Here is an 11247-nt window from a genome sequence, read left to right on the forward strand (position 1 = left end):
GCATACCAAAATGAACCTACATCCCTAACTCCATTTTTGTGCATTTTAAAAATTTTTTCAACTGTGTATAAAATGTATTTGGAATATGAGATACCGATTTTATCTCCAAAACAGTAGTATCATAGCAAACAATACAAAATAAACTTTTAGGCTCGTTTTAATCAATTGCTTTTTTATTTTTTAAAAAGGATCTCTTTACCTAATACTTCTCGATACAATTTTATAAAAACGTTCTCGCTATTTTATAAAATCACTCGAAGTGACGGAAACCGAAACTCAAATCTCACCACTACTAACCCCGCCCTTAAATTAAAAACGTCAAAAAACAACGAAAAAACGAAGTGGCAGCAGTCCGCAAGTTGAGCCTGAAAGGCGAACGGCTCGGGCTGTGGAACGCAGTTTTGAGGTAGTTTTTAAGTTTTGAATTTTCAGGCAGTGATTTTTTTGTTTCTTTTTTGATCAAGCAAAAAAGAAAATTAGTAAATCATAATTTTCACTTTCAACAAAATGTCAGTGGTAGTAATTTTATAAAACTGTATCGAAAACTGCTGAATAACTTTAAACCTTAAACTTTAAACATTTTCTCAAACTCTCCTTATAATAAGGAACAGCAACACCATAAACCTCTTTAATCTTGGTTTTATCCAATAAAGAATAAGCTGGTCTCACTGCAGGAGTAGGATATGCAGAAGAAGGAATCCCCTTCACTTCACATTGCTCCCCTATAATTTCCTGAATAGCCAATACAAATTCGCACCAACTGATCTCTCCTTCATTCGAATAATTATAAATTCCAGGAATCCAATTCTCATTACTCACTATATCCATCATGGCTTGCGCCAAATCGGCAGCATAAGTTGGCGAACCTATCTGGTCATTAACTACGCCTAATGTATCACGTTCATATAGCAAACGTTGCATCGTTTTTACAAAATTGTTTCCAAAACGACTATACACCCATGAGGTTCTTATAATTACTACATCTGGGTTAACAGATAAAGCTGCTAATTCTCCAGCACGTTTACTAGCACCATAAACATTAATAGGATTGGTGACTGCGTCTTCTTTTAAAGCAGTTGACGACGTTCCATCAAAAACATAATCGGTAGAAACATGGATTAATTTCACATCATGCTCTTTAGCATAAGCCGCCATAACAGCAACCGCTTGATGATTTACAACATCGGCTAATTCTCTTTCTGATTCTGCTTTATCCACAGCAGTATAAGCGCCACAGTTCAAAATAATATCAGCTTGAATAACAGCCAACTGTTCTTTTAAAAGCATTGTATCTCCTAAAGAAACTTGCGTTCTGTCTGCAAAAATCCATCTATATTGCGGATAATTGACCGACAAAATTTTTAATTCCGAACCCAATTGTCCAGTAGCTCCTGTTACTAATATATTTTTCATTTTTTTAAAATTCATTTTGTAATAAAAGTGCCTGTAAAAAAACATATTGTCAATTTGGTTAATTGTGACAGGAACACTTTCGGGAAAATCGAGAGCTGATATTTAAAATTGCGTTAGCTATTTTAAAATGCTTTCGACAACCGCCAACGATATCAAATTAGTAACCAACAGACTTAAAACTTCCCCCCTTCGGGGGTTAGGGGGATTTAAAATTCCCAATCAATTGCATTAAAACTTGGCAAAATGATATCTTTTTCAGAAACAATCACTTCACTAGCCTCCACTTGCCAATCAATATTTAGTGTTGGATCATCATACCGAATCCCTCTTTCACTGTCCTTATGGTATAATTGATCTACCTTGTACATGACAGAAGCGGTTTCACTTAAAACAGAAAAACCATGAGCAAAACCATGCGGAACCATCAATTGCTTTTTATTTTCAGCACTAAGAACGACACTTACATGTTGTCCGTAGGTTAGTGAATTCTTGCGCAAATCTACCGCAACATCCAGAATTTCTCCTTGTAAAACGCGAACTAACTTCGCTTGTGCAAAAGGATTAATTTGTAAATGCAACCCACGAATCACTCCTCTTTTAGAGAACGATTGATTGTCTTGTATGAAATCATACATAATCCCATTATCATGAAATTTGGCTTGATTGTACGCTTCAAAGAAATAGCCACGTGAATCTTCAAAAACAGTTGGATTGATAATTACTAGGTCTTGAATGGCTGTTTTTTCAATAGTCATATTGTGATGTTATTTTTTATTTTTAAATGACTCAAAAGTTTGTTGCAAACCGTCTTGAGCTTTAATTGGTAATTGTTTACCTATTGCATTAATAATTTTAGTATTACTAACGACATAATTTTCGGTTAGTTTTTGCAGACGCTCCGTATTGAGTGGCAGATGCAAATAATCTCCTATTTTAGAAATCTTCTTAATTATAGGAGTCGGAATATTCAAAATTTTACTTTTCTTGCCTTGACTTTCGCCCAACAATACAATTAATTCATTTGTAGATAGTGATTGATCATCTGCTACATTATAAATCCCTGAAGGAATAGTTTCATTATTCAATAACTCTTTAATTACAAAACAAAGATTTTCTATACTCAAAAAAGAACGTTCGTTTTCAAAGTCTCCCAACGGCCACGGCAATCCTTTTGAAACTATTTTATATAGCAGATTTAAATTCCCCTTATTCCCAGGACCGTGAATCATACAAGGTCGTAGAATATAAACTCTTTTTCCTATTGGTAATTCTTTAGACAAAATATAATGCTCCGCTTGTTGTTTAGCAATACCATAATGGGTTTTAGGATTGGGAACAGTAGCTTCAGTCAATATCCCATCCACTTCATCTGCTACTGCTTTTACTGTACTCATAAAGATAAAAACAGAAGTCTCTGAACTTAAGAAAGCATCAAACAGTTGTTTAGTCAATTCAAAATTAGCTTCATAATATTCTTTAGAATTACATAGTTTTTTTAAATCGTGCACTTTACCTGCCAAATGAATTATGGCATTTTCTTTTAAATCAAATTTCTGATTGGGAATATAACGAACTTTCAATGACTGTAACGTGTGTGTATCTTGTAAATAGTGTTTTAGATTCCCCCCTACAAATCCAGAAGCCCCAGTAATTGCTACTTCCATTTTAATTAACTCCTATTATCCATAAATTCGATTCCTTCTCTACAAAGAGACAGTGTAGCCAACCTTCTATAGATAGTTTTTTATATAATTCATTATTAACGTCTTGATAACTGGAACTAAAAAAATTTTTATCTAAAACAATATTGTTTCTGTCAATTAAATAAATATTTTTTTGATTATAAAAAGAATACCTTTTTATCTCACTATTAGTAGTTATTATTTTTTTTCCAGCACCAATAGCTTCAAATGTGCGCATTGTTAGTCCTTTTTGTCCAGGATGATTAATATCTAAAATCACATTTGAATTTTTGTATAATTCTAAAATTTGATTTGTTGTTAAACTTACAAAACTTAGTTTTTTATAATCAAATAATTGAAATGATTTATCAAATATTTTTTTGAAGAAATACACTAGTCGGCCATGAATAAAGTAATAATAAAAAGAAGCTAACTTATTTTCATTACACCAATTTATAACAATATTGGTTATTCTATATCTATCTGAATGAGCCGTTCCTAGAAAAAGTAAATCATATTTTATTTTATTGTCTGACACTTTTTTTATTTCACTGTATGAGTCCAAATAAAACAATGGTCTGAAATTTAGGTTAAAATCAATTGCATCATCGGGATCAAAAGTGAATTTCCTATCAAAATATTTTAAAATTTTAGTAGGGTGGCTCTGATTTTTAAAAGAGTCCCAAGTATAAAAAATAAATTCGCAATCTGGATGGCTTTTCTTAAATGCTATAAGGAAGAATTCAGGAACTACTTCACCTCTATTTACAAACAAATAATGATAAATATCACTATTTGTTTCTAAAAGAATTTTTTTGTAATATGTATCAATTCTATGTTGATACACACTTCTTTTTAATCTGATTATTCCTTTAACAAAATTATTATTTGATGGTCTTTCATCGTAATAATTAACTTTAGCACCGAAATCAACTAATTTTTTTATAATCTCCCTTTCAAGATTGAAAGTTTGGACCGAAAAAAAGAGTATTTTTTTATTGTTTAACTTATTCTCTAATCTCATTTCAGTAAGCCTTTAGACTTCATTTCTTCAAGAGACAGACTTAATTTATCTTCTTGTATCTCCTGCTCTAATACCCAGGCGGAAAACCTCTTGATTCCTTCATTAAAATAAACCTTAGGCTCAAAACCTAAGCGCTTTTTTATTTTTGTTAAATCAGCAAAGTTATGACGTATATCGCCAATTCTAAACCTACCTGTAACGGTAACTGGAACATCTATTTTATATGCTTTAATCAAAGAATTTGCTACTTCAAGTACATCAATAGGTACACCTGTACCTACATTAAAAACATGACCACTAGCTTCTTCCTTTTCGATGCCCAGAATTGTAGCAGCTACAACATCGTCTATAAAAACAAAATCTCTAGTTTCCAATCCGTCTTCAAAAATTTGTATCTCATTATTATTTCTAATTTGCGTAGAAAATATGGACAATATTCCAGTATATGGATTTGACAAGGACTGCCCTGGACCATAAACATTTTGATATCTAAAAGCTACTGGTTTAATCCCAATCGTTGGACAAACCGTCATAGTCATCTGCTCCTGATTTTGCTTAGTAATTCCGTACACCGATGAAGGATGAATTTTAGACTCTTCATCTGTAGCTACCAATCGCAAATTACCAATACCATTAAATTTCACTTCAAAATCCCCTGCAAGCATATCTTCCTCAACTCTGTGATTTGGATATACTGCTCCAAGTTCAGGATGTATGTATTTTCCTTCGCCATAAATAGAACGCGAAGAAGCGATAACAATCCTTTTTACTTGATGTTCTTTATTAGCAAGTATATCTAACATAATTGCTGTACCCTGAATATTAACTTCTACATATTTTTCAATACAATACATCGATTGACCTGTACCCGTTTCAGCTGCAAAATGAACTATTACATCCTGATTCTTTAACGCTTTTTCCCAATCAGATCTAGAAGTAACAGTACCTTTAATAAAATTTACTTTATCTTTAATGCTGATGTATAAAGGTGATGTCTGATCTGGGTTTTCACCATGAATTTGGGGTGAAAGATTATCTAAAACACTTATTTTATATCCTTTTTCTATTAAAGCTAAGGCAAGGTTACTTCCTATAAATCCAGCACCTCCTGTTATTAATATATTTTTCATTATTTATATAATTATATTTTTTCCCATCTCTGAGTACTAAAATTGAATCTTTTTATTGGTTTGGCTGGCGAGCCAACTGCTATTACATATTTAGGTAGATCTTTTGATACTACTGAATTAGCACCTACAATTGTTCCTTTACCTATAGTTACACCTGGCAATACCGATACAAACTCTCCAAGCCAAACATTATCTTCAATAATTATTGGTTTAGATGACAATGGTCTGTCTATTGGTATACTATTTGGATTGCTATCATTCGAATCACCTGAATAACTTCCATGAGTACAATCTGAGATAAATATTTTACTGGCCATCAAAACATTATCCCCAATAGTCACACTATTCATTGCAGTAATATGAACATAATCATTAAGTTGGACGTTTTTACCGAATTTTAAAACATTTTTTTTGTTTTCCGGAAACGTCTCAATTCTACATCCTATCCCCGTAGTTAATTGATCACCAAAATCAATATTAGACTTATTTCTAACGTCAAATGGCAAACGAATTAACCTCGATTTCCTATAAAACAATTTTGTATGTATATACGCCAAAAAGAGTTTTACAAACCCTATAAACCCATATCTCTCAAGCATATTATCTCAGTTTTACAATCAATACTCTCCTGAAGTATTTCAAAATGGAATAAAAAACCGCAATTGAATATGTAAACAACGAAATAAACTTTTGTTGATATGCAAACGATAAGTTTTTAAGTTCCCCTTTTTCCATCTCTTTAAGATTAGCGCTTAAACCACTTACTCCAAAACCTACTTTCCCCTGCCCGTATAAAATCACTTGTTCATTTAATAAAGCACATCTATAATTATTAGCTACTCTCATGAAGTAATTACCTTCTTCAGCATACTTTTGTGTCTCATCAAAAAAACCAACCTTAACTACTACTTCTTTTTTAAACATTACAGTTGAAGGTTGGAAATAATTCTTAAAAATTAATTTTGATAAAGCTATAAAAATAATCTTAGGTTCTTCATTAATTGGTTTGTTAATTAGGCCACCAACAAAACCAATTGTTGGATTATTTAAAAATACATCTAACTGTTTTTCGGTTTTATCAACTAACCACTCATCGTCAGAATCCAACAACGCAATATATTCCCCTTGTGCTAACGCAAGCCCATTATTCCTAGCTGAAGAAACCCCTCCATTTTCTTTGTTTACTAATTGGATATCAGTTAGGCAACTATTATTTTTTATTATAGCCTCTACTATTTTCTGGCAATTGTCTATTGAACCATCGTTTACTACGATTATTTCTATTTTTCCTTTATAGGTTTGATTCAAGACAGAGAAAATACAGGTTTCAATTGTAGTTTCAGCGTTATACATTGGAATTATTACAGAAATCATAATTTAAATTTAAAATATTAACCTACTTATTAACAATTGACTATCTATGTAATTTATTTTTATTTTAAAAAAGTGGCTTTCTAATAATTCCCAGCTTGTCAAAAACAATCTCTTCTTTAAAGCCCTTTTTTGAACAAAACAGTCTATAAGCTTCTCCCGCTCCATCATATATGGACGATTCTGCTTGGCAGTCATCAACAATTATTACTCCACCTGGCACTAACAATTCATAAAGTATTGGAAGCACAGCTGCTGTAGGCATAAATAAGTCAACATCAAAAAGACAAAACGCAATCTCCCCAATAACGGAATAATCAAATTCTTTTGCATCACTCTTATATACAGTAGCATCATTTATGCCATGCGCAATTAAAGTTTTTGAATACCACTCTTTACTGTTTGATCTATAATATAAATAATTATCTATTTTCCCTCTGTTATTTTGTTCATAAAGAATGTCTTCTTTTGTAAACCCAAAAAAAGTATCAATTGCGTAAAAACGTCTTTTTGAAGACATTTTTTCAATGAATTTATTAATTACAATAGACGTTGCCCCGCCACCAACGCCAATTTCAACAACAGCACCATCCATCTTGATTTCATCTAAAGTATTAAGAATGAAATTCAATTGTGCAATTGACATATCAAATTTCATTACTGGAAGAAAGTATTTATTTAAAGGCGATTTAAAAAATAAATATTTTACTAAACGAAGGATTTTGTTTTTCATATTATATTAATTAGTGGCCATATAATAATTGTAAAGGTTTCTTTATATAGTATTGATTATTTAAATCTTATATCAAAGACCTTATTAAGTTAACAATTAACCCTTCTAATTATATATTTCTTTTTTCTAAATATAAGTTTATTTTAACAGCTAACACATACAAATTGGAATTGCATTATCTTAATTATATAGGGATTGTTACTGAAGTTTAATATAATTAATTACTAAAAATTTTATTCCATTTATCCATGATCTCTACTTCTCCCCAATTACTACTTCTTTCATACGCTTTATCAGAATAGCTACCTCTTAAATCTGGATTTGACATCAGTTCCGTCAGCTTTTTGACAAATCCATCCTCATCACCTAATTTTACTAAAACTCCACTATCATTATTCAAAATTTCATCTGGGCCTGTAGGGCAATCAAAAGCAATAGTGGGTAAACCAAAAGAAACTGACTCAACCAAAACCATTGGAAACCCCTCACTCCTTGAAGTTGAGACATAAATAGAAGCGCTTTTATAATACCTTTCCACATCAGAAACGGGACCTAGTATCGCCACATTTGGAATATTATTATCTACAATAAAATTCATCAAAAGCTCCTGATTTTCTCCTCCCCCAACTATTTTCAAATCCCAATCTTTAAGGGCTTCGATTTTCATTACTTGTTCCCAAATCCTCAATAGAGCCATTTGATTTTTATCATCAGTCAATCGTCCGATATTTAGTACTGTTTTAGAATTCAAATCACATCTCTCATAGGGTAAATTAGACCTAAAATGTGGTATCAAGACAGATGGAAACCCTCTTTCTTTATACCATTTACAATCAGCCACAGTTGGTACAATATGAGCTGGATATTTCTTATACAACACTGTTTTCATCCATTGATAGACAAAATTAAAATTGGAACGTGAACCATGCTCCGTAAGTACTATCTTTTTCTTCGGAATTTTGGCCACAATAGTTTCTAAGCAGGCATAAGGACTGATGATATAAAAAAAATCAGGATTTAATTCTTTAAATTTATCGTTAAGCTTCTTTCCAATTCCTAATAAATGCTTTCCTAAAGTTAGTACACGACTAAAACGACTATCCATATTAAGTTTCAGCTCATAGTCAAGACTCACTATCTCAACATTCTTTGGTAGCTCATAAAAAGTTATTGGGCTATCCTTCACCAATACTGTGACCCTGTAACTAGTTGAAAAATTCTTAGCCAAAGTAGCTATAACCCTTTCAATTCCTCCTGAAGGAGACATACTATTAATATAAAGTACAATATGTTGCATTATTTATTTTTAAATTAAAAAAGATGTTCTTAGTTTTCAAAGAACAATTCGTAAAAGCTTATTCTAAAAAATTATTAATTATTACTATTAAAGCACACACAAAGCATATCCCATAGAACAAATTCCCTCAATAAATATTAGTACCACATTACATTCTAACTTACTATTTAGTTCAAAGAATGTACATATGTTTGATCAAATCAAAAGATTAAAAATCATTTATATACCAAAAAAATTATTACTCCTCTTGAAATTTTTCTGCATATTTTTGAATATTAACAACAATATCACTATTGTTCCTTGCCTGATCTAGCTTTTCGTAATACGGAGTGATAAGTTCTTTATTATACAAAATGTTTTTTATAAAATCATTCATTTCATCTATATTATCAAATAATTTCCCAATGACTCCAAATTTATTAAAATTATATTCCCATTGTGTATTTTTTAATGCAATCATTGGCTTTCTATATTTAATACAGTCAAAATAACTTCCACTAGAAATTAAGTTATATTTATTATCCTCATTAAAAAAAACTAATAAATCACTTTGTAAAATTCGCTTAGAATAAGCTTCAGGATCTAACAAGTGATGCTTCCCTAAATCTGGAACATCAATTAAATCATGAAACTCAATATTTTCATTTCTACCGATGATGAAAAGTTTTAATTGCTCATTAATAATCTCTTTAGAAAAGGCTTCAGCAATAAAATTTAAATAATGAGAATTCTTATTAAGCGAATTAACACCTACTGTAGAAATAGTTAATCCTGAAGATATTTCTGTACTACTCTTGCTCATCTCCTCACCATAATAATAAGGCAAGTCCATGGAGATAAAATTTGGTAATGCCGAATTTACGCTCAGGCATAATTTTTCATATACAAACTCCGATATAACAACAAACTTATAATTACTTTTAAATACAGAATCAACTTTATATAATATCAATTGAGCCAAGCCATCTAATCTATGAGATAGCGATTTTTTTGCCATTAAATGCTGCAATTCACCATGTAGGAAAACAAAAACAGGAACTCTTTTGATAAAAAACAAACTGTGTATTTTTAAAAAAATATTTGAATATGCTCTGGATGAAAGCAAAAACAACTTTACACCTGGCTCTTTTTTATATTTCCTTAAAATTGAAATAGTTAATTTTATAATTTTAAAAATTAAATCTGATGATGAATTAGGCGACTTAATTTCCCTGAATTCTATTTTATTTCTAAATTCTTCAGGTATTGAATTATAGTAATCAGTAGTAGCATAAAAAACTACTTTCTTATTCTGAGCTAATTCTCCATAAAGTAAAGAAACGAGAAAAGTCATGTGTTCATTCGGTTTCCGGAACGGTTCAATAAAAATAGTCATACAAATACTCTTTTTTTTCTTAATTTCTAATCATAATTTGTCTGTACAATAACTTCAGGAACGACAAGACCAAAAGGTAAAATAATAGTTGGCCAAATTCAGCAGGTACACCACTCATTAATGGACTAAATAATAATATGTACACGAATTCTCTATATATATTACCAAATAAAAAGGAAGCTAATCGAACAATAAAAACTATTATCATAATTATGAATACAACGTTCATTAATAGAACATACCAGCCCTTGATAAAAGACAATAGTAAAACACCAGGAAGAGCATACATAACTCCATAATCACTACCAGCATTTGGGTCATAAATATTTGTGAAAAAATAAGTATAGCTTTTTAATTCATCTCTGAAAATCCCACCATAAAACGGTCTAAAAAACTCAATGATAAAGTCAAAATCACCGATACTATTTTTTACTGTTACAATTTGATGATAATGTTCAAAAAAATATTCTACTGCACTCAAACTGGAAACCCTTCCAATTAACTTAGCCAATACAAATTTAACCAATTCCGTAGTATCAAAAATCTGAATTAATTTAGCCTCATCACCATTTCGTAGTGATTCTCTATAATCAAAAAGCATTGGGATAAATTGAAAAGTCAACAAGAAAATGACAACAAAAACAACAAGCTTCTTTAAACTAAAACTCAATTTTCCTGATAAACTATAAATCAATATTAAGAATAGAAATACAAAAACAGATGCTCTGCTCAATGATAAAATCATAAGCAACACAATTACTATTAAATTACTTTTTTTAGAAAATAAATTTGAAACGATTAAATAGCCTGAAATCACATAAGCGTCTATTCGATTTACAATAACAATAAATGGCTTTACAAAAAAAGGAACTTGGTAAATGTCATGACTGGCTAATCGCCCTACCTCATATTTTAATGCTAAAAAAATATTCACTACTAATAAAGAAATAATGGCAGTGTCAAAATATTTTATTTCACCAAGAGCAGAATATTCCTTTAACTGCTTTTGCTTTAAATAGAAAAATAAAAAACAGAAAGGACTTACCGACGCAATGAATGAGAGAAACAAGACGAACATATTTACTTCAACAAAAGCTGTAAAATCACCATTTAAGCTACCAGAAAACAGTATATGAATTACACTAATAAACTGTATCAGTATACTAAAATAAAATACATTTTTTAGAGGATTTAGATTATTCTTCAACAAAGGTAATTTCAA

The 11247-nt window shown here is 30.7% G+C and carries 12 protein-coding genes; all 12 read right to left on the reverse strand.

Annotated features, from left to right (window positions below; translation table 11 throughout):
• Positions 1 to 16: 16 nt before the first annotated feature.
• The gene (locus ACVEGE_RS03840; RefSeq protein ID WP_370566922.1) at positions 17 to 133 is read right to left on the reverse strand and encodes a GxxExxY protein; all 117 of its coding nucleotides are present in this window, start codon (positions 131 to 133) and stop codon (positions 17 to 19) included.
• 425 nt (positions 134 to 558) lie between these two features.
• The gene (rfbD, locus tag ACVEGE_RS03845; protein ID WP_192499672.1) at positions 559 to 1413 is read right to left on the reverse strand and encodes a dTDP-4-dehydrorhamnose reductase; all 855 of its coding nucleotides are present in this window, start codon (positions 1411 to 1413) and stop codon (positions 559 to 561) included.
• A 206-nt stretch (positions 1414 to 1619) separates the two neighbouring features.
• Positions 1620 to 2168, reverse strand: coding sequence for a dTDP-4-dehydrorhamnose 3,5-epimerase (gene rfbC, locus ACVEGE_RS03850; protein WP_192499671.1), 549 nt, complete (start codon positions 2166 to 2168; stop codon positions 1620 to 1622).
• A 9-nt stretch (positions 2169 to 2177) separates the two neighbouring features.
• A complete protein-coding gene (locus ACVEGE_RS03855) occupies positions 2178 to 3077 on the reverse strand; it encodes an NAD-dependent epimerase/dehydratase family protein (protein ID WP_192499670.1) in 900 nt (299 codons plus the stop codon).
• Between the two features lies 1 nt (position 3078).
• Positions 3079 to 4119 carry a lipopolysaccharide biosynthesis protein gene (locus ACVEGE_RS03860; RefSeq protein WP_192499669.1) on the reverse strand — a complete coding sequence of 347 codons (1041 nt, stop codon included), beginning with the start codon at positions 4117 to 4119 and terminating at the stop codon, positions 3079 to 3081.
• On the reverse strand, positions 4116 to 5249 hold the full coding sequence (locus ACVEGE_RS03865) for an NAD-dependent epimerase/dehydratase family protein (RefSeq protein ID WP_192499668.1): 1134 nt from the start codon (positions 5247 to 5249) through the stop codon (positions 4116 to 4118). The genes ACVEGE_RS03860 and ACVEGE_RS03865 overlap by 4 nt, the downstream gene beginning before the upstream one ends.
• 11 nt (positions 5250 to 5260) lie before the next feature.
• On the reverse strand, positions 5261 to 5848 hold the full coding sequence (locus ACVEGE_RS03870) for a DapH/DapD/GlmU-related protein (RefSeq protein WP_192499667.1): 588 nt from the start codon (positions 5846 to 5848) through the stop codon (positions 5261 to 5263).
• Position 5849: 1 nt separating this feature from the next.
• Complete coding sequence (locus ACVEGE_RS03875; RefSeq protein ID WP_192499666.1) at positions 5850 to 6623, reverse strand: glycosyltransferase family 2 protein; 774 nt, start codon at positions 6621 to 6623, stop codon at positions 5850 to 5852.
• Positions 6624 to 6687: 64 nt separating this feature from the next.
• On the reverse strand, positions 6688 to 7353 hold the full coding sequence (locus tag ACVEGE_RS03880; RefSeq protein WP_192499665.1) for a TylF/MycF/NovP-related O-methyltransferase: 666 nt from the start codon (positions 7351 to 7353) through the stop codon (positions 6688 to 6690).
• 217 nt (positions 7354 to 7570) lie between these two features.
• The gene (locus tag ACVEGE_RS03885) at positions 7571 to 8650 is read right to left on the reverse strand and encodes a glycosyltransferase (RefSeq protein WP_192499664.1); all 1080 of its coding nucleotides are present in this window, start codon (positions 8648 to 8650) and stop codon (positions 7571 to 7573) included.
• Between the two features lie 238 nt (positions 8651 to 8888).
• Positions 8889 to 10025 (reverse strand): hypothetical protein, encoded by a 1137-nt coding sequence (locus tag ACVEGE_RS03890; protein ID WP_192499663.1) that lies wholly within the window; start codon positions 10023 to 10025, stop codon positions 8889 to 8891.
• Positions 10026 to 10044: 19 nt separating this feature from the next.
• Positions 10045 to 11232 carry an oligosaccharide repeat unit polymerase gene (gene wzy, locus ACVEGE_RS03895; protein ID WP_192499662.1) on the reverse strand — a complete coding sequence of 396 codons (1188 nt, stop codon included), beginning with the start codon at positions 11230 to 11232 and terminating at the stop codon, positions 10045 to 10047.
• Positions 11233 to 11247: the final 15 nt, after the last annotated feature.

The organism is Flavobacterium sp. PL002, from assembly GCF_054165825.1.

Coding starts and splice junctions, on each gene's coding strand:
- ACVEGE_RS03885 (WP_192499664.1), bottom strand. CDS start 8,650: ATGCAACATATTGTACTTTATATTAATAGTATGTCTCCTTCAGGAGGA.
- rfbC (WP_192499671.1), bottom strand. CDS start 2,168: ATGACTATTGAAAAAACAGCCATTCAAGACCTAGTAATTATCAATCCA.
- rfbD (WP_192499672.1), bottom strand. CDS start 1,413: ATGAAAAATATATTAGTAACAGGAGCTACTGGACAATTGGGTTCGGAA.
- ACVEGE_RS03875 (WP_192499666.1), bottom strand. CDS start 6,623: ATGATTTCTGTAATAATTCCAATGTATAACGCTGAAACTACAATTGAA.
- ACVEGE_RS03890 (WP_192499663.1), bottom strand. CDS start 10,025: ATGACTATTTTTATTGAACCGTTCCGGAAACCGAATGAACACATGACT.
- ACVEGE_RS03865 (WP_192499668.1), bottom strand. CDS start 5,249: ATGAAAAATATATTAATAACAGGAGGTGCTGGATTTATAGGAAGTAAC.
- ACVEGE_RS03870 (WP_192499667.1), bottom strand. CDS start 5,848: ATGCTTGAGAGATATGGGTTTATAGGGTTTGTAAAACTCTTTTTGGCG.
- ACVEGE_RS03860 (WP_192499669.1), bottom strand. CDS start 4,119: ATGAGATTAGAGAATAAGTTAAACAATAAAAAAATACTCTTTTTTTCG.
- ACVEGE_RS03855 (WP_192499670.1), bottom strand. CDS start 3,077: ATGGAAGTAGCAATTACTGGGGCTTCTGGATTTGTAGGGGGGAATCTA.
- ACVEGE_RS03880 (WP_192499665.1), bottom strand. CDS start 7,353: ATGAAAAACAAAATCCTTCGTTTAGTAAAATATTTATTTTTTAAATCG.